This window comes from Streptococcus sp. SO2 (assembly GCF_030440025.1).
In genome coordinates, this window is sequence record NZ_JAQFJH010000001.1 from 36,317 (window position 1) to 57,308 (window position 20,992).

Annotated in this window: 16 protein-coding genes; 9 read left to right on the plus strand and 7 right to left on the minus strand. The window is 41.0% G+C overall.

Going from position 1 to position 20,992, the window contains the following annotated elements:
- The first annotated feature begins 91 nt into the window (after window positions 1–91).
- The 3 genes from rexB (at window position 92) to PCY17_RS00215 (ending at window position 8,319) form a co-directional block, all read left to right on the plus strand.
- Window positions 92–3,367, plus strand: a complete 3,276-nt coding sequence (gene rexB / locus PCY17_RS00205; protein ID WP_301390612.1) for an ATP-dependent nuclease subunit B — start codon at window positions 92–94, stop codon at window positions 3,365–3,367.
- On the plus strand, window positions 3,364–7,017 hold the full coding sequence (gene addA / locus PCY17_RS00210; RefSeq protein WP_301390613.1) for a helicase-exonuclease AddAB subunit AddA: 3,654 nt from the start codon (window positions 3,364–3,366) through the stop codon (window positions 7,015–7,017). Before rexB ends, addA begins: the two co-directional genes overlap by 4 nt.
- A gap of 123 nt (window positions 7,018–7,140) precedes the next feature.
- A complete protein-coding gene (locus PCY17_RS00215) occupies window positions 7,141–8,319 on the plus strand; it encodes a hypothetical protein (protein ID WP_301390614.1) in 1,179 nt (392 codons plus the stop codon).
- Between the two features lie 33 nt (window positions 8,320–8,352).
- Here PCY17_RS00215 and PCY17_RS00220 read toward each other — a convergent pair whose 3' ends face one another.
- Both PCY17_RS00220 and PCY17_RS00225 read right to left on the minus strand, forming a co-directional pair.
- Window positions 8,353–8,709 (minus strand): type II toxin-antitoxin system PemK/MazF family toxin, encoded by a 357-nt coding sequence (locus tag PCY17_RS00220; RefSeq protein WP_000560798.1) that lies wholly within the window; start codon window positions 8,707–8,709, stop codon window positions 8,353–8,355.
- On the minus strand, window positions 8,693–8,908 hold the full coding sequence (locus PCY17_RS00225) for an AbrB family transcriptional regulator (protein ID WP_001098942.1): 216 nt from the start codon (window positions 8,906–8,908) through the stop codon (window positions 8,693–8,695). Before PCY17_RS00225 ends, PCY17_RS00220 begins: the two co-directional genes overlap by 17 nt.
- A 215-nt stretch (window positions 8,909–9,123) precedes the next feature.
- On the opposite strand from PCY17_RS00225, the gene ylqF reads away from it, so the two are divergent.
- The 6 genes from ylqF (at window position 9,124) to xerS (ending at window position 14,848) form a co-directional block, all read left to right on the plus strand.
- Window positions 9,124–9,975: a ribosome biogenesis GTPase YlqF gene (gene ylqF, locus PCY17_RS00230; protein ID WP_000201310.1), complete on the plus strand. Its 852-nt coding sequence runs from the start codon at window positions 9,124–9,126 to the stop codon at window positions 9,973–9,975.
- Window positions 9,962–10,741, plus strand: coding sequence for a ribonuclease HII (locus PCY17_RS00235; RefSeq protein ID WP_301390615.1), 780 nt, complete (start codon window positions 9,962–9,964; stop codon window positions 10,739–10,741). The genes ylqF and PCY17_RS00235 overlap by 14 nt, the downstream gene beginning before the upstream one ends.
- A gap of 12 nt (window positions 10,742–10,753) precedes the next feature.
- The gene (locus PCY17_RS00240) at window positions 10,754–12,304 is read left to right on the plus strand and encodes a ClC family H(+)/Cl(-) exchange transporter (protein WP_301390616.1); all 1,551 of its coding nucleotides are present in this window, start codon (window positions 10,754–10,756) and stop codon (window positions 12,302–12,304) included.
- A gap of 51 nt (window positions 12,305–12,355) precedes the next feature.
- A complete protein-coding gene (locus tag PCY17_RS00245) occupies window positions 12,356–13,096 on the plus strand; it encodes a CPBP family intramembrane glutamic endopeptidase (RefSeq protein WP_084945195.1) in 741 nt (246 codons plus the stop codon).
- Between the two features lie 65 nt (window positions 13,097–13,161).
- A complete protein-coding gene (locus PCY17_RS00250) occupies window positions 13,162–13,599 on the plus strand; it encodes a MepB family protein (protein ID WP_084921865.1) in 438 nt (145 codons plus the stop codon).
- Between the two features lie 178 nt (window positions 13,600–13,777).
- Window positions 13,778–14,848, plus strand: coding sequence for a tyrosine recombinase XerS (gene xerS / locus PCY17_RS00255; RefSeq protein ID WP_000817856.1), 1,071 nt, complete (start codon window positions 13,778–13,780; stop codon window positions 14,846–14,848).
- Window positions 14,849–14,926: 78 nt separating this feature from the next.
- Here xerS and PCY17_RS00260 read toward each other — a convergent pair whose 3' ends face one another.
- The 5 genes from PCY17_RS00260 to PCY17_RS00280 form a co-directional block, all read right to left on the minus strand.
- Window positions 14,927–15,568 carry a hypothetical protein gene (locus tag PCY17_RS00260; protein ID WP_049478795.1) on the minus strand — a complete coding sequence of 214 codons (642 nt, stop codon included), beginning with the start codon at window positions 15,566–15,568 and terminating at the stop codon, window positions 14,927–14,929.
- A 104-nt stretch (window positions 15,569–15,672) separates the two neighbouring features.
- Window positions 15,673–16,662: a lipoate--protein ligase gene (locus tag PCY17_RS00265; RefSeq protein WP_049478794.1), complete on the minus strand. Its 990-nt coding sequence runs from the start codon at window positions 16,660–16,662 to the stop codon at window positions 15,673–15,675.
- A 196-nt stretch (window positions 16,663–16,858) separates the two neighbouring features.
- A complete protein-coding gene (gene lpdA, locus PCY17_RS00270; protein ID WP_301390617.1) occupies window positions 16,859–18,562 on the minus strand; it encodes a dihydrolipoyl dehydrogenase in 1,704 nt (567 codons plus the stop codon).
- A gap of 41 nt (window positions 18,563–18,603) precedes the next feature.
- Entirely contained in the window at window positions 18,604–19,647 is a 1,044-nt protein-coding gene (locus tag PCY17_RS00275; RefSeq protein WP_049478241.1) for a dihydrolipoamide acetyltransferase, read from the minus strand.
- Between the two features lie 341 nt (window positions 19,648–19,988).
- On the minus strand, window positions 19,989–20,981 hold the full coding sequence (locus tag PCY17_RS00280; RefSeq protein ID WP_049478793.1) for an alpha-ketoacid dehydrogenase subunit beta: 993 nt from the start codon (window positions 20,979–20,981) through the stop codon (window positions 19,989–19,991).
- Between the last annotated feature and the right edge of the window lie 11 nt (window positions 20,982–20,992).

Sequence of the window (20,992 nt, forward strand, 5' to 3'; positions counted from 1 at the left end):
AATGATTGTCAACTAGAATTTTGGATTTGGACTGTGAAGCGAACTTTGCTATAATAGAGTAAGAAACTTTGATAAACCAAACGAGGCTGAGATGAAATTACTTTATACTGATATTCGGACTTCTTTGACTGAAATTTTAACGAGAGAGGCAGAAGAGCTAGTTGCTGCAGGCAAGCGGGTTTTCTACATCGCCCCCAACTCTCTTTCTTTTGAAAAGGAACGCGCCGTGCTGGAATGCTTGTCCCAGCAGGCTTCTTTTGCGATTACCGTCACGCGTTTCACTCAGATGGCTCGTTACCTGGTTTTAAATGATTTGCCAGCTAAGACGAGTCTAGATGACATCGGTCTTGGGATGGCTTTTTATAAGTGCCTTGCGGAACTCGATCCCAAGGACTTACGTGTTTATGGTGCCATTAAGCAGGATCTTCAATTTATCCAGCAGTTGGTTGAACTTTATCATGAGATGACAACTGCTCAGATGAATTTTTTAGACTTGAAAAGTTTGACGGATGAGGATAAACGAGCAGATTTACTCTTGATTTTTGAGAAAGTGACTGCCTATCTCAATCAAGGTCAGTTGGCTCAGGGAAGTCAGTTGTCCCATTTGATTGAGGCTATTGAAAATGGCAAGGTAAGTAGTGATTTTAGTCAGATTGCCTTGGTTATTGATGGCTTTACCCGTTTTTCTGCCGAGGAAGAGCGTGTAGTGGATCTACTTCTTGGCAAGGGTGTTGAGATTGTTATTGGGGCCTATGCAAGCAAGAAGGCTTATACCAGTCCGTTCACTGAAGGGAATCTCTACCAAGCCAGTGTGGAATTTCTTCATCATTTGGGGGCAAAATACCAAACACCTGCTCAGGATCGTTCTCAGACTCATGAGAAAATGGATAGTTTTGATAAGACCTCTCGTTTGCTGGAGTCTTCTTATGACTTTTCAGAACTTACCTTGGATATCAATGAGAAGGACCGTGGAAATCTGCAAATCTGGTCTTGTTTGACACAAAAGGAAGAGTTGGAGTTGGTGGCTCGCGCTATTCGTCAGAAATTACATGACCATCCAGAACTGAGTTACAAGAATTTTCGCATTCTGCTGGGGGATGTGGCTTCTTACCAGTTATCGCTGAAAACCATTTTTGACCAGTACCAGATTCCTTTCTATCTAGGTAGAAGTGAATCCATGGCCCATCATCCTTTGACTCAGTATGTCGAATCTATTTTGCGTTTGAAACGTTACCGTTTCCGTCAGGAGGATTTGATTAACCTTCTTAGAACAGGTTTATATACCGACCTTAGCCAAGCGGATATTGATGCTTTTGAGCAATATCTCCGCTATCTTGGCATCAATGGCTTGCCTTCTTTTCAGCAGACCTTTACCAAATCCCACCATGGAAAATTTGATTTAGAGCGTTTAAATTCTCTTCGTCTGCGAGTTTTGGCGCCACTTGAAACCTTATTTGCTAGTCGGAAGCAAAAGACTGAAAATCTCTTGCAAAAGTGGAATACTTTTCTAAAAAATGCTGCTTTAAGCAAGCAGATGCAAGAATTGACAGCTACTATGGAAACTCTAGAACAGGAAAGACAAGCCGAAGTTTGGAAAGCCTTCTGCCATGTTTTAGAACAATTTGCGACCGTTTTTGCAGGTTCACAAGTTAGTCTGGAGGATTTCCTAGCCTTGCTCCATTCTGGGATGAGTTTGTCTCAGTATCGCACCATTCCAGCAACTGTTGATACCGTTCTGGTGCAGAGTTATGATTTGATTGCCCCTCTGACCACTGACTTTGTCTATGCCATTGGACTGACTCAGGATCATTTGCCAAAAATCGCGCAAAACACCAGTTTGTTAACAGATGAAGAACGACAAAGCCTAAACCAAGCGACTGAAGATGGAGCGCAATTACTGATTGCAAGTAGTGAAAATCTCAAGAAAAATCGCTATACCATGCTTTCCTTAGTCAATGCTGCCCTTAAGCAGTTGGTGTTATCCTCTCCAAGTCTCCTCAATGAAAATGAGAGCAAGGAATCGGCCTATCTTCAGGAACTGGTGAGTTTTGGATTTAGCCGAATAGAGAAGAAGATTCATCAAAAAAGTCTGTCTAAGGATGATATGGGTTCATATCACAGCCTTTTGTCTAGTCTGGTTGCCTATCATCAGCAGGGCGAGACAAGTAATACTGAGCAAGATTTGACCTTTGTCAAGGTTCTGGCGCGTGTGATGGGGAAAAAACTTGACCAAAAAGGTCTTACAAATCCTGCACTCCCAACTAGCCCAAGCAGCAAGCCATTAGAGAAAGAGACCTTGCAGGCTCTCTATCCAGCTGACAAAGAGTTTTACCTGTCTACGTCTGGTTTGACAGAGTTTTACCGCAATGAATACAGTTATTTCCTCCGTTATGTCTTAGGTTTGCAGGAAGAATTGCGCCTTCGCCCAGATGCTCGCAGTCACGGGAATTTCTTACACCGTATTTTTGAACGTGCCTTGAAGCTGCCGGCTGAAAATTCCTTTGACCAACGTTTGGAACAAGCTATTGAAGAAACCAGCCAAGAACGGGAATTTGAAGCCATTTATCAGGAAAGTTTGGAAGCCCAGTTTACAAAGGAAGTTCTTCTCGATGTCGCTCGGACCACTGGCCACATCCTTCGTCATAATCCAACTATCGAAACCATCCAAGAGGAGGCAACATTTGGTGGTAAAGATCAAGCCTTTATTCAATTGGATAATGGTCGCAGTGTCCATGTGCGAGGCAAGGTTGACCGCATTGACCGCCTGAAAGCTGATGGAGCGTTAGGAGTGGTAGACTACAAGTCTAGTTTAACTCAGTTCCAGTTTCCGAATTTCTTTAATGGCCTTAATTCCCAGCTGCCAACCTATCTTGCTGCCCTAAAAAGAGAAGGGGAGCAGAACTTTTTCGGTGCCATGTACTTGGAAATGGCTGAACCCGTCCAATCTCTGTTGACCGTTAAGAGTTTGACTGGAGCAGTAGCAGAAGCCAGCAAGTCTATGAAATACCAGGGACTCTTTTTAGAGAAAGAAAGCAGTCATTTGGGCGAATTTTACAACAAAAACAAGGCCAACCAGCTGACCGATGAAGAATTCCAGCTTTTACTAGACTACAATGCCCATCTTTACAAGAAAGCAGCTGAAAAGATTCTAGAAGGCCAGTTCGCCATCAATCCATACACAGAGAATGGCAGAAGTATTGCCCCGTACGTTCAGCAACACCAAGCCATTACAGGATTTGAAGCCAATTACCACTTGGGTCAAGCTCGTTTCCTAGAGAAGTTAGACTTAGCTGATGGCAAGCGCCTAGTCGGAGAAAAGCTCAAGCAAGCTTGGTTTGAAAAAATGAGAGAGGAGTTGAATCGATGAAGCCCATTTCCTTTTTAATTGAGGAAGAAATTAAAAAATTGCAAGAAGCAGAAGCGAGTTCGAGCAAGGAACAGAAGAAAACTGCCGAGCAAATCCAAGCAATTTATACTGCTGGGCAAAATATCCTAGTCTCAGCGTCTGCTGGTTCAGGGAAAACCTTTGTCATGGCCGAGCGTATTCTGGATCAGTTAGCGCGTGGTGTCGAAATTTCTCAACTCTTTATCTCGACCTTTACCGTCAAGGCTGCTACAGAACTCAAAGAACGTTTGGAGAAAAAAATCAGCCAACAAATCCAAGAAACCGATGATGTCGATCTCAAACAACACTTGGGACGCCAGTTGGCAGACCTGCCAAACGCTGCCATCGGAACCATGGACTCCTTCACACAAAAATTCCTTGGCAAGCATGGTTATCTGATTGATATCGCACCGAACTTCCGTATTCTACAAAATGAAAGTGAACAGTTACTCTTAAAGAACGAAGTTTTTCATCAGGTTTTTGAAACCCATTACCAAGGTGAAAATAAAGAGAAATTTAGCTGTTTGGTGAAGAACTTTGCTGGACGAGGCAAGGATGAACGTGGTCTGCGCCAACAAGTCTACAAAATCTATGATTTCCTCCAATCCACCAGCAGTCCACAAAAATGGTTGAACGAGTCTTTTCTCAAAGGGTTTGAGGAAGCTGACTTTGCAAATGAAAAAGACAAACTGACCGAGCAAATCAAGCAAGCGCTTTGGAATTTGGAAAGCTTTTTCCGTTATCATCTGGATAATGATGCCAAGGAGTTTCCCAAAGCTGCCTATTTAGAAGCTGTGCAACAGGTTCTGGATGAAATTAGCTCCTTAAATCAAGAGTCCGATAGCCAGGCTTATCAAGCAGTTCTTGCGCGTATTGTCGCCATCTCTAAGGAAAAAAATGGTCGAGCTCTGGCTAATTCTAGTCGTAAGGCCGATTTGAAACCACTGGCTGATGCCTATAACGATGAGAGAAAAGCCCAGTTTGCTAAACTAGGACAACTGGCGGACCAGATAACCATTCTCGACTATCAAGAACGTTATCATGAAGATACTTGGGAGCTAGCTAAAACCTTCCAAACCTTTATGAGTGATTTTGTTGAGGTTTATCGCGAACGTAAACGCCAGGAAAATGCATTTGAATTTGCTGATATCAGTCATTACACCATTGAGATTTTAGAGAATTTCCCACAAGTTCGCGAGGCTTATCAGGAACGATTCCACGAAGTCATGGTCGATGAGTATCAGGATACCAACCACATTCAAGAACGAATGCTGGAATTGCTGTCGAATGGTCACAATCGCTTTATGGTGGGAGATATCAAGCAGTCCATCTACCGTTTCCGTCAGGCAGATCCGCAGATTTTCAATGAAAAATTCCAACGCTATGCGCATAATCCTCAAGAAGGCAAGTTGATTCTCCTCAAGGAAAATTTTCGTAGTAGTTCGGAAGTGCTATCTGCAACCAACCATGTCTTTGAACGACTCATGGACCAAGAGATTGGAGAAATCAACTATGACAGCATGCACCAGCTTGTTTTTGCCAATAGCAAACTAACTCCCAATCCAGACAACAAGGCAGAATTTCTCCTCTACGATAAGGACGATAGTGGGCAAGAGGAGGAAGAGAGCCAAGCAGAAACGAAACTCACTGGTGAAATGCGCCTGGTCATCAAGGAAATCCTGAAACTTCATCAGGAAAAAGGTGTTGCCTTCAAAAAAATTGCCCTTTTGACCTCTAGCCGCAGTCGAAATGACCAGATTCTCCTCGCCCTGTCTGAGTACGGAATTCCAGTTAAAACCGACGGTGAGCAAAACAATTATCTCCAATCCCTAGAAGTACAAGTCATGCTGGACACTCTTCGTGTCATCCACAATCCCCTGCAAGACTATGCCTTGGTTGCCCTTATGAAGTCTCCTATGTTTGGTTTTGATGAGGACGAGTTGGCACGCTTGTCCCTTCAGAAAGCAGAAGATAAGGTGCAAGAGAATCTTTACGAGAAGCTTGTCAATGCTCATAAACAAGCAGCTAACCAGAAAGAGTTAATTCACACAGATCTAGCAGAAAAATTAAATCAATTCATGGATATCTTGGATTCTTGGCGCTTATATGCCAAAACCCACTCTCTCTATGACTTAATTTGGAAGATTTATAATGACCGTTTTTATTATGACTATGTTGGAGCCTTGCCAAACGGACTTGCTAGGCAGGCTAATCTCTATGCCCTAGCGCTACGTGCTGACCAGTTTGAAAAGAGCAATTTCAAAGGCTTGTCTCGTTTTATTCGTATGATTGACCAAGTTTTAGAGGCTCAGCATGACCTCGCAAGCGTAGCTGTCGCACCGCCTAAAGATGCCGTGGAACTTATGACCATTCACAAGAGCAAAGGGCTGGAGTTCCCCTATGTCTTTATCCTCAATATGGATCAGGACTTCAACAAGCAAGACTCAATGTCAGACGTCATTCTCAGCCGTCAAAATGGGCTTGGTGTCAAATATATTGCCAAGGTGAAAACAGGAGCAGTGGAAGCACACTATCCTAAAACCATCAAACTTTCCATTCCTAGTCTAACTTATATCCAGAATGAGAAAGAACTGCAATTGGCTAGCTATTCAGAGCAGATGCGTCTGCTGTATGTTGCCATGACGAGGGGGGAGAGAAAACTTTATCTTGTCGGTAAGGGGTCTCGTGAAAAGCTAGAAGCCAAGGAATACCCAGCAGCAAACAACGGAAAATTAGATAGCAATACCAGACTGCAAGCAAGAAATTTCCAAGATTGGATCTGGGCTATCAGTAAAGTTTTTGCCAAGGACAATCTCAACTTTAGCTATCGCTTTGTTGGTGAAGACCAGTTGACTAGAGAAGCTATCGGGGAATTGGAAAACAAGAGCCCTTTACAAGACAGCTCTCAAGCAGACAACCGCCAGTCTGAAACTATCAAAGAAGCTTTGGAAATGCTGAAAGAAGTGGAAGTTTATAATACTCTTCACCGCGCAGCCATTGAGCTTCCTAGTGTTCAAACCCCAAGCCAAATCAAGAAATTCTACGAACCCGTTATGGATATGGAAGGGGTAGAAATTACTAACCAAACTCAATCACCGGAGAAGCAAATCAGCTTTGATTTACCAGATTTTTCAACTAAAGAAAAGGTAACTGGAGCTGAGGTTGGTAGTGCCACTCATGAACTCATGCAGAGAATTGACCTTAGTCAGCAACCAACACTTGCTAGCTTGACAGAAACTCTCAAACAAGTTCAGACTAGTCCAGCTGTTAGAAAAAAAATCAATCTTGCTAAAATCCTAGCTTTCTTTAACACAGCACTTGGTCAGGAAATTCTTGCTAATACAGACCATCTTTATCGCGAGCAACCTTTCTCTATGCTCAAAAAAGATCAAAAGAGTCAGGAAGACTTTGTTGTTCGTGGGATCTTGGACGGCTATTTACTTTATGAGGACAGAATTATTCTTTTCGACTATAAGACAGACCGTTACGATCAACCAAGTCAACTCATAGACCGCTATCGTGGTCAGTTAGCCCTATACGGAGAGGCTTTATCTAGAGCCTATTCGATAGAAAACATTGAAAAATACTTGATTTTACTCGGAAAAGATGAGGTTCAAGTTGTAAAAGTATAATTTATACTCTTCGAAAATCAAATTCAAACCACGTCAGCTTCACCTTGCCGTACTCAAGTACAGCCTACGGCTAGCTTCCTAGTTTGCTCTTTGATTTTCATTGAGTATTAGAAAGGAGACCTCATGACACTTCCAGTTAGAAAATCCTTGCACGATGCGGTTTTACAGGCTTCAAAAGCCGATACTTGGGATCAAGCTACCAAGGAATGGAATGAAGTTTCCTTGATTTTTAATGGCATTGGCCGTAGTAATTGCGTCTGCGGGAATGCCATAAAATACGCCTACGAACTCTTTAATGGAGTCACAGGCCAACGTCTCTTCCCTATAGGAAGCGACTGTGTTCGTCATTTTCATCGATTGACCCTTGACCAGCAATTGGAAGAGGAAGAAAAACTACTCAGAAAAGTTGAAAATCTGACTAGAAAGGCCCAGAAAAAGGAAAAAATCAAGGTCACTAAAAGCGATTTTGACGAACGACTTCTAAAATGGTTTTGGGAAAAAGGTGTTTTCAAAGCCAATCGTGGCAATCAATTCGCGCCTGAGAGAGACTATCAGCTCTTCCTAGAGGTCTTTCAAGGGGGAAGTTGGACCAAGGCAGATCCAAAGAAGAAGGCTCGTATGGAAGAAGTGCTGGAAAAGTGTATCAAACCTTTTTTACTTGGTAAGACCGATGACCAACTCTACCTTGTCAAACTAGGCAAGGAGAAAATCGACTACGAGCAGCATCTACGGATTCAAGCAGAGAAAGAACGCAAGAAAAGAGATAAAATCGCCAAGCAATACGCTGACAACCTCATTCTTGCCATGGGTCCCGCAGAACGAGCCTATCAAGATTACTTTGGCTTTACAGAAACCTTGACCCAAGAAGAACGAAAATGGGAAAAAATCCTCTTTGGTAAGAATAGAGACGAACGGGCTATCAAGGCTAAACAAAACCAGAAAGAGCTGGAAAAGAATCAGCGAATTGCAAATCAAGATCCTATTGAACGAAAGCAGAAGCAGACTTGGCTTCTTAATTCCTATTTTCGTGATTTGCCTGATGATAAAGCCAGATTTTCTCAACTCTTACTAGAGTATCGAAAAAGTGGAGAAGTACCCTTTTCAGATGGTTACTTATCTGAGCATCTCATCGACTTTTTCTACAAGATGAAGGCCTTTGAGTTTGAGATTGCTCCAGAACAAGTCCGCGATTTTCTAAAAGAATGCCTTCAGGCAGAACATCTATCATCTGCACAAGAAAGTTGGACTAGAGGGATTCTCCTCAATTGTCTTCATCCGTTTTTAGATAGGTTACTCATATAGAAAAAATCCTACCTTGTCTATGCATGATAGGATTTAAGTATCTCCAAAGATGTACTGGTAAAGTTGGACGACTTTCTGAAAACATTGTGTGTCCATTCTTGTTATTTTTTGAGCATTACGCATCCGAAAATCAAAGGTATACAGTTGAAATGGATTGACAGCGCCATCTACCTTGTCCGACGAGACAGGAACGAGCAAGCCTTTTTCAGCCAAACGTTGTTGGCCATGAGTGATAGGACAGACAGCTACAAAACCAGTTTGCAAGGCATATTCTCTCCTAGAAACTACCAAGGCAGGTCGCCTTTTCTGAATCTCCCGACCGACTGATGGATCAAAGTCCAGCCAAATGATATCCTGCTTTTCAGGAATATAGTCAGATTTCGCTATCAAGTGACCTTACCCCTTCAAAATCATTTGTCATTCTCAAATCAGTAATCCCATCAAAAGGATCTTTCAGTTTTGGAGCTAAGACAATGACTCCGTCAATCCCTTTGTAGACAACCATTTCTTGACCTTCTGTCATCCCCAAATTTTTAGGAATAGTCACAGTGAGAGAATTCCCTACCTTCCGAGTCTTTACTGTATTCATTGCACTACCTCCACGAATTAGTATACACTAAGTATATACCTGTTAGCAAAAAAAGTCAAGTAAATCGTGACTGGCATCAAGGATGTGTCGGACCTATATTATTTGTCATTTATTATGGTCAAAGCCTATGCAAAAGTTCCTCATTTATGATAGAATAGGTAGTAAGAAAGAAAACGTTTTTACTACGTTTTTTTTAGTCGGAAGGGGAAAATATTATGGCTACTATTCAATGGTTTCCGGGCCACATGTCTAAGGCTCGGCGGCAAGTTCAGGAGAATCTTAAGTTTGTTGATTTTGTGACGATTTTGGTGGATGCTCGGCTACCTTTATCTAGTCAAAATCCTATGTTAACTAAGATTGTGGGGGATAAACCAAAGCTTTTGATTTTGAATAAGGCAGATCTTGCTGACCCCGCAATGACCAAAGAATGGCGTCAGTACTTTGAATCACAGGGAATCCAAACTCTGGCTATCAACTCCAAAGAGCAAGTAACTGTAAAAGTTGTTACTGATGCTGCTAAAAAGCTCATGGCTGATAAGATTGCACGCCAGAAAGAACGCGGTATCAAGATTGAAACCTTGCGGACCATGATTATCGGAATTCCAAACGCCGGTAAGTCAACTCTTATGAACCGTTTGGCTGGGAAAAAGATTGCGGTTGTCGGCAATAAACCAGGTGTTACCAAGGGGCAACAGTGGCTCAAAACCAACAAAGACCTTGAAATTTTAGACACACCAGGGATTCTCTGGCCTAAATTTGAAGACGAAACCGTTGCTTTGAAACTAGCCTTGACTGGAGCCATTAAAGACCAGTTGCTTCCTATGGATGAAGTGACCATTTTTGGTCTCAATTATTTCAAAAAACATTATCCAGAAAAGCTAGCTGAACGCTTCAAACAAATGAAGATAGAAGAAGAAGCACCTGTTATCATCATGGATATGACCCGTGCCCTTGGTTTCCGAGATGATTACGACCGCTTTTACAGCCTCTTCGTCAAGGAAGTTCGTGATGGGAAACTCGGTAACTACACCTTAGATACATTGGACGACATCGATGACGACGATTAAAGAAATTAAAGAACTTCTTGCTACTGTCAAAGACTTAGACAATCCCCTTTTTCTTGAACTGGAAAAGGATAGTCGTTCTGGAGTTCAAAAAGAAATCAACAAACGTAAAAAAGCCATTCAGGCTGAACTGGATGAAGACCTTCGCCTGGAAACTATGCTTTCCTATGAAAAAGAGCTTTACAAGCAAGGATTTACCTTTATAGCAGGTGTTGATGAGGTTGGACGTGGTCCTCTGGCTGGACCTGTAGTCGCTGCAGCCGTTATCTTGCCCCAAAATTGTAAGATTAAAGGCCTCAACGATAGCAAAAAGATCCCCAAAAAGAAACATCTGGAAATTTATCATGCTGTTCAAGACCAAGCCTTAGCAATCGGCATTGGAATCATGGATAATCAAGTCATTGACCAAGTCAATATCTATGAAGCAACCAAACTAGCCATGAAAGAAGCAATCTCCCAGCTCAATCCGCAACCTGATCACCTCTTGATAGATGCCATGAAACTGGATTTGCTGATTTCCCAAACAGCAATCATCAAAGGAGATGCCAACTCCCTCTCCATCGCAGCTGCATCTATAGTGGCCAAGGTGACACGGGATGAATTGATGAAGGAATATGATCAGCAATATCCCGGCTATGATTTTACAGCTAATGCAGGTTATGGAACAGCTAAACACCTAAAAGGACTAGAAAAACTAGGTGTCACCCCTATTCACCGAACCAGTTTTGAACCAGTCAAAACACTGGTTTCAACCAAGAAAGACAAGTAAGAGGAAATGATTATGGAGGAACAGTCAGAAACACTCCGTTCCAAGAAAGAATTTGCCTTTGCCTCAAGCACCATATTATCCCAAGTTGGACGAGGAATCATTGTTGGTCTCGTCGTCGGGCTAATCGTCGGATCCTTTCGTTTCTTAATCGAAAAGGGTTTTCATCTGATACAAGGACTCTATCAAGAACCAGCGCACCTAGTGCGCAATCTTTTTATCATTGGCCTATTTTATGTATTCGTTTGCTGGCTTAGTGCGAAACTAACTAGGTCGGAAAAAGATATCAAGGGTTCAGGAATTCCTCAAGTCGAAGCCGAACTAAAGGGACTGATGAGCCTCAACTGGTGGAGTGTCCTCTGGAAGAAATATGTATTAGGTATTCTTGCTATTGCCAGTGGCCTTATGCTAGGTCGAGAAGGGCCAAGTATTCAACTTGGAGCTGTTGGTGGTAAAGGTATTGCCAAGTGGCTCAGATCCAGTCCAGTAGAGGAACGTTCCCTGATTGCCAGTGGAGCTGCTGCAGGTTTAGCAGCTGCCTTTAATGCACCAATCGCAGGTCTCCTCTTTGTTGTAGAAGAAGTCTATCACCATTTTTCCCGCTTTTTTTGGGTCTCGACTCTAGCAGCTAGTCTCGTAGCAAACTTTGTCTCATTACTCATATTTGGGCTAACACCTGTTCTGGATATGCCAGACAACATTCCTCTCATGACCCTAGACCAGTATTGGATATACCTCCTTATGGGAGTTTTTCTCGGGCTTTCTGGTTTTCTCTATGAGAAAGCTGTACTCAATGTTGGTCGAATTTATGACTGGATTGGTCAAAAAATCCATTTGGATAAAGCTTATTATCCAATCTTGGCCTTTGTTCTTATCATACCAGTCGGAATTTTCTTGCCACAAATTCTTGGTGGTGGAAATCAGCTTGTTCTTTCCCTAACTGAGCAAGATTTTAGTTTTCAGGTTCTATTAGCATACTTTTTGATCCGCTTTGTTTGGAGCATGATTAGTTATGGAAGTGGTCTCCCAGGAGGAATTTTCCTACCCATTTTGGCGCTTGGTTCCTTACTTGGTGCCCTAGTTGGTGTCATTTGTGTCAATCTTGGGCTTGTCAGTCAGGAGCAATTCCCTATATTTGTCATTCTGGGAATGAGTGGCTACTTTGGAGCAATATCTAAAGCTCCCTTAACCGCTATGATACTTGTTACTGAGATGGTAGGGGACATTCGCAACCTCATGCCACTGGGCTTAGTAACCTTGGTCGCCTACATCGTCATGGATCTGCTCAAGGGAGCACCAGTCTATGAGGCAATGCTAGAAAAAATGCTACCAGAAGAAGCAACAGACGAAGGAGAAGTCACTCTTATTGAAATCCCTGTATCAGATAAGATCGCTGGAAAACAAGTTCACGAACTAAACTTGCCACATAACGTACTCATCACCACCCAAGTCCATAATGGCAAAAGTCAAACCGTTAACGGCTCAACTAGAATGTATCTGGGTGATATGATTCACCTAGTGATTCCAAAAAGTGAAATTGGAAAAGTCAAAGATTTGTTGTTATAAGTTCTGTTTACATAATTTATTTTACGTAAAATATTATTGAAAGGATTCTCAATGAAAAGAAATAAGGCAATTGCGGTATATTTGCTAGGCACATTTAGCCAGTTAGTATCAGTTTGTCTCCTTTTCTTTCTCTTGAATCATTTTTCTATTCATTCCAATCTATTATCTATTTTAGGAATCTTTCTAGGTGGCATTTCTTCAGCTCTTTGGGGAACAATTGTTGCAAATCACTATTTTCATATTCATTTTAAAAAGATTGTAAAAGATTTTTTTAACATTCATACCAGTTATAAACACTATTTATTATCTTTTTTCCTTATTGTCCTTGATTTTTCTTTTCTAATGTTTGGTGGGAAAATAGTAGAATTTAGCTGGTATCTCCCATTTTTGATGTTCTTCAAATTTATTGTCTTTGGCGGTATAGAAGAGATTGGATGGCGATATGTCTTTCAACCAATTTTACAAGAAAAGTTGCCATATTTTTACTCAGCAATTCTAACCTTTTTCAGCTGGGCGATTTGGCATCTGTTGTTCTTTTACATAGATGGCTCCCTAGCAACTCTGCAAACTCTACCGTTTTTATTTGGATTGCTGACGAATTCTTTCATACTCTCAGCTCTTTATATCAAAACAAAAAATCTCTGGATTTGCGTTATGACACATTCTATCATTAACGTCTTGTCTCAGCTAACCATAGACACTGATCGATACGAAACCTACCTGATTAGAATCTTCATCATCTTGGTATCCTGCTATATGGTAGTACATAAAAAAGATGTGCATAGTCGGTAGCTGATTTTGTTGGAAACAGTATTATTCTTTGGAAAAGTTATTTGCTAAGGAGGACATACATCATAATGAAAATACTTGATGTTTTATATAATTTTTATGGTGATTTTGATTTCATTGAAGAAAAATACAATGAAAAATACGAAGGTATTCTTATCAAGATAAAGGAAGAGCAAGGGTATAAAAGATGCCGCTTGGCAAAAAGAACACCAAAAAAAGAAGGATATTTTACAGTTTTTTGGAAAAAAGACCAAAACAACAAGAACATTCCTTATACCAATGAGGACTTAGGAAATGAACTTATAATCGTTATCATTGATAATGATAAGAGGGGACTATTCGTTATTCCAAACGAGGTGGCTATTCGTAAAAACATTCTGTCGACAAAAGATAGCAATGGAAAAATGTCTATGCGATTTTATCCTCCTTGGTGCTCAAATTTAAATACAACAGCTCGAGCAACACAAAAATGGCAATTGCAATATTTTAGAGAAATTAAAATATAAACATATTGCCGGATTACATACACACAAAAGACCTGTTTCTTATGATTGTGGAACCAGGTCTTTGTTTTTTCTAGAATCCATCAAACACTTACAATATCTTTCCGAAAAACTATAATTTTCTTGAAAAATATATGAGTCTATGCTATACTACTAGTAGACTTAATTATGGAGAAAATACATGAAACGTGAGATTTTACTGGAACGAATCGACAAACTAAAACAAATCATGCCCTGGTATGTTCTGGAATACTACCAATCCAAGCTTGCTGTGCCCTACAGTTTTACAACCTTGTACGAATATCTCAAGGAATACGATCGATTTTTCAGCTGGGTTTTAGAGTCTGGAATTTCAAATGCTGATAAAATGTCTGATATTCCTTTATCTGTCTTGGAAAATATGTCTAAGAAAGATATGGAAGCTTTTATCCTATATCTACGTGAACGTCCATTGCTGAATGCTAATACAACCAAGCAAGGTGTATCTCAGACGACCATCAATCGGACCTTATCAGCACTTTCTAGTCTTTACAAGTATCTAACAGAGGAGGTTGAAAACGACCTGGGAGAACCCTATTTCTATCGTAATGTAATGAAGAAAGTTTCAACCAAGAAAAAGAAAGAAACACTTGCTGCTAGAGCTGAAAACATCAAGCAAAAACTCTTTCTAGGTGATGAAACAGAAGGTTTTCTAACTTATATCGATCAGGAGTACCCACAACAGCTCTCAAATCGCGCTCTCTCATCATTTAATAAGAACAAAGAACGTGATTTGGCCATTATTGCCCTTCTCCTAGCGTCTGGTGTCCGCTTATCTGAAGCTGTTAATCTAGATCTAAGAGACCTCAATCTCAAAATGATGGTGATCGATGTCACTCGAAAAGGGGGGAAACGTGATTCTGTCAATGTCGCTGCTTTTGCTAAGCCTTACCTAGAGAATTATCTAGCCATTCGAAATCAACGCTATAAGACGGAAAAGACAGATACAGCTCTCTTTTTGACCTTATATCGAGGCGTTCCCAATCGTATTGATGCTTCTAGTGTTGAAAAGATGGTTGCTAAGTACTCTGAGGACTTCAAAGTCCGTGTAACTCCACACAAACTACGCCATACCCTGGCGACTAGGCTCTATGATGCTACTAAATCGCAAGTTTTGGTCAGCCATCAGCTAGGACATGCCAGTACACAAGTCACTGACCTCTATACCCATATCGTCAATGATGAACAAAAGAATGCTTTAGATAGTTTATGATTGTTACATATTATAAATTATGTAAAGCAACTATTGCTAAAAAACGAAAGACCAATTCCTTTATCTTTCGTTTTTTATTTATTTAAACTCAATCCAGTAGTTACGGTGAGGCTCTATAATTACTGGTTTACCCCAAAAGGCTTGCAGATAGGCTAGATTTGCTGGGCTTACTGGTTTTTTTGAATCATTGTACTGCTCAGCACTCTCTTTAGTTAGAAAACATTTTACTGCTTCATAAGAAGTTCCATCAGCTGATTCTCTTTCGATTCCCATATACGAAATTTCGTCACCATTTTTAAGATCGTCAGTTAACAGTTTACCAATAAAGAACACTGTCTTATCTTTCATAAATTCATAAGCCTTACTATTTTCAAGTCGGTTATTCGCTGCAGCATACATAATACAAAAACTATCAACAATATCTTTCAAAGGCATTAAGTCTTCTTTGTTTACTTTGATTTCATCGGGCAGAAGACCGCCAATTATAAGATTTTGAAAATGGGCTTGCTGGATTACATTATCTAAAGCCATTCCCAGAGGTATTTGAACAGCTTGGTATCCTAAAGGTTGAAGCTCTTTGTATTTCTTATCATAATGTTCTTGTGTGATGCTTATATTTAAACTTTCAGTTTGAGAAATTTCTTCATTTCTATAAAAAGCAACAACATTGCGGTCTAACTGTTCAAATAGATTAAGACTTTCTACTGGAATTTCTAACATAATGAATAACTCCTTTTCATTTTTCATCACTATTATAATCTAATCAGCATGATTATTAAGTTTAACACTAATAAAAGAATCCATCATAAATGGATTCTTTTTCCTTACCCCACTACCGCTTCAGCGATTTCTTCACGGCTGATACCAGCAAAGTAGCGTGTGATGTCAATAGTTTCTAGTGCCTTAAGAACATCTTCGCGTTCATATTTTACGCCACGAAGGACATCTTCTACAGCTGCAACGTCCTCGATACCAAAGAAATCACCGTAAATCTTGATATCTTGGATTTTTGATTCAATGACGTTGACAAAAACTTCAACCTTACCACTGGTGAATTTTGTTCCCCGACGGACGTTAAATTCAGGTGATTTACCGTAGTTCCAGTCCCAAGTACCGAACTTGGTATCCTTGATACGATTGATTTCCGCTAATTCTTGCTCAGAAAAAACGTATTCAGTCATCTCTGGGTACTCTTTTTTCATGTATTCCAATAGCAAATCACGAAATTCTTCAACTGTGATTTTTTCTGGTAATTCATTGACAATATTGGTTACACGGGCACGGACGGATTTCACACCTTTCGATTCAAATTTATCTTTTGAAACCTTGAGGGCGTTAGCAAGGACTGATAAATCAACGTCAAATAACAAGCAACCGTGGTGCATGATACGCCCATTGATATAGGCTTGGGCATTGCCACAGAATTTTTTGCCATCAATCTCAAGGTCATTACGGCCTGTGAACTCAGCTTTAACACCTAGTTGAGCCAAGGTATTGATAACTGGAGTTGAGAAGCTCTTGAAGTCAAAGGCCTTGTTTTCATCTTCTTTTGAAATGATGGTGTAGTTGAGGTTGTTTAAATCGTGATAAACAGCTCCACCACCACTGATACGGCGGACTACCTCAATGCCATTTTCTCGAACATAATCACGGTTAATTTCTTCAATAGTATTCTGGTGACGACCAACAATGATAGAAGGTTTGTTAATCCAAAGTAGGAAGATTTGATCCTCATCTAGTAAGTGTTTAAAGGCATATTCTTCCAAGGCGATATTAAATGCAGTGTCGTTTGAATGATTGATAATATATTTCATAGTATTTCCCAAAAATTTAATTTTTAAATTCTGTTCATAGCAATCCAATTTTCTAAAGTGGTAAAAAGAAATGTAACGTGTTATTGTTACATTTCTCGGAAAAATTGAGACAAGAGGCTCAATTTTTAGGCATGGAACTCTAATAGAGGTCCATGCCGTCCGTACTACTTTAAGAAAATTTAGTTGAAAAACTTATTTATTTTTTCTTTGGTGAATGGATGGCCATTCCTAGAACATCTGCGAATGCTTCGTACATCACTTCAGAGTAGGTTGGGTGTCCGTGGATGGTCTTCAGCATTTCTTCAACAGTGATTTCCATTTCGATAATGCTTGACGCTTCGTTAATCAATTCTGCGGCTGCAGGACCAATGATGTGCACACCAAGGATTTCTCCGTATTTCTTATCAGCGATAACTTTTACGAAACCTTGGGCAGCATCAGATGCAATCGCACGACCGTTAGCTGCAAAGTTGAACTTACCAATGGCTACATCGTATTTCTCACGGGCTTGTTCTTCAGTCAACCCTACTGCTGCTACTTCAGGAAGAGTGTAAATGGCTGCAGGAGTCAAGTTCAGTTTGGCAACAGCATGGTTTCCTTTAAGGGCGTTTTCAGCAGCAACTTCACCCATGCGGAAGGCCGCGTGCGCCAACATCTTAGTACCATTGATATCACCTGGTGCGTAGATACCTGGAACAGAAGTTTCCATGTATTCGTTGACCTTGATACGTCCACGATCCAATTCAAACTCAACATCGCCAATACCTTCAAGGTCTGGCACACGACCAATTGAAAGGAGCGCTTTGCTTGCGATGATATCATCTTTTCCTTCAACCTTGATACGAAGTTGACCATTTTCCTCGATGATTTCTTGCAGTTTTGTACCTGTTAAGATGGTCATTCCTTTACGCTCAAGGATCAAGCGAAGGTTCTTAGAAACTTCCGCATCCATAGCTGGAACGATACGGTCCATCATTTCGATAACAGTTACTTTTGACCCAAATGTCATAAAGGCCTGACCGAGTTCGATACCGACAACTCCACCACCGATGATTACGAGGCTTTCTGGAACTTCGTTCATTTCAAGAATATCATCGCTGGTCATCACAAGTGGAGATTCCATACCAGGTACGTTGATCTTGCTGACTTTTGAACCACCAGCAAGGATGATTTTCTTGGTTTCAAGCAATTCCGAACCATTAACCAAGACATTCTTGTCTTTAGTGATGGTACCAATTCCTTTATGAACAGTAACTCCGTAGCTACGAAGAAGACCTGCAACTCCACCAACCAAAGTATTAACAACCTTAGACTTGGTTTCAAGGAGTTTGTCCATATCTACAGTGAAGTTTGGATTTTCGATGACGATACCACGGTTTGCTGCATGATCGATGTTTTCGATGATTTCAGCGTTGTGAAGGTAGGTCTTCGTTGGGATACATCCACGGTTCAAGCACGTTCCACCGAGTTCAGATTTTTCAACAAGGGCAACCTTACCACCGAGTTGGGCTGCTTTAATTGCTGCCACATATCCAGCAGGACCTCCACCAATCACAACGATATCAAAGGCATCATCGCTCTTACCGTCGTCGTTTGAGGCACTAGCTGCAGGTGCAGGTTTTGATTCTGGTGCAGCTGCTCCAGCAGTTGGGATGTTTTCCCCTTCTTCACCAAGGTAACCGATAACTTCAGTTACTGGAACAGTTTCACCATCTCCTTTAAGGATGGCAATCAAGTATCCATCTTCTTCGGCTTCCAATTCCATGCTGACTTTGTCAGTCATGATTTCCAAAAGGATTTCTCCTTCTTTTACAAATTCACCGACTTTTTTATTCCATTGGACGATTTGTCCTTCTGTCATATCCACGCCGGCTTTTGGCATAATTACTTCTAAGGCCATGTCTTACTTCCTTCTAAATCTCTAAAATAACAATAGCTGACTTAAACCAACATTGAGATTGGGTTCTCAATTAAGGCTTTCAAGTCTTTCATAAACTTAGCACCAGCCATACCATCTACAACACGGTGGTCAATGGTTAATCCCAGGCTCATGATAGGGCGAATGACAATCTCACCATTGACAACTACAGGTTTCTCTACTGTTGAGCTCACCCCGAGGATTGCTGAGTTGGGTTGGTTAATAATCGGACCAAAGGACTGAACACCAAACATTCCCAAGTTACTAATTGTGAAGGTTGAGTTTTGTAACTCACTTGGAGCCAATTTACCATCCAATGTACGACCAATGACATCCTTGAAGGCTACAACCAGCTCTGAAAGACTCATCTTTTCAGCATTGTAAACAACAGGTGTCATCAATCCATTATCCATCCCAACTGCCATAGCAAGGTTGACATAATTATGAGTGATAATGGTCTTGCCATCTTCAGTCAATGAAGCGTTGATGTAAGGGTGTTTCATCAATGTCTTAACAACAGCGAGAGAAAGTAGGTCTGTAACCGTTACTTTCTTACCAGTTGCTTCCATGATTGGATCAAGGACCTTCTTACGAAGAGCCAACATTTCTGACATATCAACATCGTAGTTGAGTGTGAAGGTTGGCGCAGTTAGGTAGGATTCAACCATACGTTGGGCGATAACCTTACGCATTGGTGTCATTGGAATACGCTCAATCTCACCATAAGGAGTGATAGTGTCTGGGACTTCTTCCACTTTTTCAATCTGAGCAGGAGACTTGATGGTGTCGTTTTCGATATTTTCAGGAAGGAAGGCCAGAACGTCCTTCTTCATGATCTTACCACGATGACCAGTTCCTTGGATTTCCTGCCAAGCAATGTTATGTTCAAGGGCAATTCGTTTTGCAAGTGGCGAAATGCGAACCACATTTGTGTCTTTATAAGTTTCCACGTCTTCTTTGTGGACACGACCGTTTGCACCTGAGCCAGAAACGTCGTAGAGGTTGATACCTAGTTCATCCGCTAACTTTCTAGCCGCAGGAGTCGCTCTTAGCTTGTCATCAGCCATGACCTCTCCAATTCTATTTATGATACAAAGGGCGAAAAAGTCAAAGTGAAAATAGGAAACTTGACGAAAAAACTTTAGTTTTTAGGAAAGTTTCCTATTTTCACACAGACTTTAGCCCGTGTTCAACTCTACAAGTAACTTGGACACGGAACATGTCTCAAGTTACTACGGTTGCCGCTATCAGGCGGTCAACCTAGCAGACTTACTAAGTTTTTTGTCGAATAGTATTGATTCGTCAAAAAACTGTCGCAACTTTACAAACAACTTGGATACAAAACATATCTCAAGTTACTAAAGTTAAAAACCTTAATAGATTTACATAATTTCACTTATGTTATGTACTATTGTTTGTTATAAGTTTTTCGGATTGCATCTTTGATGCTTTCAACTGTTGGAATCATTGCATTTTCTAAATTTTGTGCGTAAGGCATTGGCACATCCTCTCCGGCGCAACGGCGGATTGGTGCATCTAGATAATCAAATGCTTCTGATTCTAAAATAATTGCTGAAATCTCTCCGATATAGCCACTTGTTTTGTGGGCGTCGTTGACCAGAACGACCTTACCAGTCTTCTTCACTGAGTTAATGATGATATCCTTATCAAGTGGAACGAGGGTACGTGGGTCCACAATTTCAACTGAAATTCCCTCTTCTGCTAATTCTTCAGCAGCTTGAACCACACGGCGAAGCATTTTTCCATAAGTAACGACTGTTACATCTGTACCTTCACGTTTGATTTCACCAACTCCAAGTGGGATTGTGTAGTCTGGATCAACTGGAACTTCCCCTTTTTGGTTAAATTCTGACTTGTATTCAAGGATGATAACAGGGTTGTTATCACGGATAGAAGACTTGAGCAGTCCTTTCATGTCAGCAGGCGTACCTGGAGCTACAACCTTGAGACCAGGGATGTGTGTAAACCAAGACTCTAGAGATTGCGAGTGCTGGGCCGCAGAACCAACTCCGTTACCAGCTGCACAACGTACAGTCATTGGAACCTGACCTTTCCCACCAAACATATAACGTGTTTTAGCAGCTTGGTTGACGATATTGTCCATGGCAATAACCGAGAAGTCCATGAAGGTCATATCGACAATTGGACGAAGTCCTGTCATGGCTGCTCCTGCTGCTGCTCCCGAGATGGCAGCTTCAGAAATCGGACAGTCACGGACACGTTCTGGACCAAATTCTTCGAGCATTCCAACAGAAGTTCCGAAGTCTCCTCCGAAGACACCGACGTCTTCTCCCATCAAGAATACATTTTCATCGCGACGCATTTCCTCAGACATAGCAAGGATAATGGTGTCACGGAACGACATTGTTTTTGTTTCCATTTTTATCTCTT

Bases quoted from the DNA above. Each gene is read 5' to 3' on its own strand.
- rexB (WP_301390612.1), top strand. From the start codon at position 92: ATGAAATTACTTTATACTGATATTCGGACTTCTTTGACTGAAATTTTA.
- addA (WP_301390613.1), top strand. From the start codon at position 3,364: ATGAAGCCCATTTCCTTTTTAATTGAGGAAGAAATTAAAAAATTGCAA.
- PCY17_RS00215 (WP_301390614.1), top strand. From the start codon at position 7,141: ATGACACTTCCAGTTAGAAAATCCTTGCACGATGCGGTTTTACAGGCT.
- PCY17_RS00225 (WP_001098942.1), bottom strand. From the start codon at position 8,908: ATGAATACAGTAAAGACTCGGAAGGTAGGGAATTCTCTCACTGTGACT.
- ylqF (WP_000201310.1), top strand. From the start codon at position 9,124: ATGGCTACTATTCAATGGTTTCCGGGCCACATGTCTAAGGCTCGGCGG.
- PCY17_RS00235 (WP_301390615.1), top strand. From the start codon at position 9,962: ATGACGACGATTAAAGAAATTAAAGAACTTCTTGCTACTGTCAAAGAC.
- PCY17_RS00240 (WP_301390616.1), top strand. From the start codon at position 10,754: ATGGAGGAACAGTCAGAAACACTCCGTTCCAAGAAAGAATTTGCCTTT.
- PCY17_RS00245 (WP_084945195.1), top strand. From the start codon at position 12,356: ATGAAAAGAAATAAGGCAATTGCGGTATATTTGCTAGGCACATTTAGC.
- PCY17_RS00250 (WP_084921865.1), top strand. From the start codon at position 13,162: ATGAAAATACTTGATGTTTTATATAATTTTTATGGTGATTTTGATTTC.
- xerS (WP_000817856.1), top strand. From the start codon at position 13,778: ATGAAACGTGAGATTTTACTGGAACGAATCGACAAACTAAAACAAATC.
- PCY17_RS00260 (WP_049478795.1), bottom strand. From the start codon at position 15,568: ATGTTAGAAATTCCAGTAGAAAGTCTTAATCTATTTGAACAGTTAGAC.
- PCY17_RS00265 (WP_049478794.1), bottom strand. From the start codon at position 16,662: ATGAAATATATTATCAATCATTCAAACGACACTGCATTTAATATCGCC.
- lpdA (WP_301390617.1), bottom strand. From the start codon at position 18,562: ATGGCCTTAGAAGTAATTATGCCAAAAGCCGGCGTGGATATGACAGAA.
- PCY17_RS00275 (WP_049478241.1), bottom strand. From the start codon at position 19,647: ATGGCTGATGACAAGCTAAGAGCGACTCCTGCGGCTAGAAAGTTAGCG.
- PCY17_RS00280 (WP_049478793.1), bottom strand. From the start codon at position 20,981: ATGGAAACAAAAACAATGTCGTTCCGTGACACCATTATCCTTGCTATG.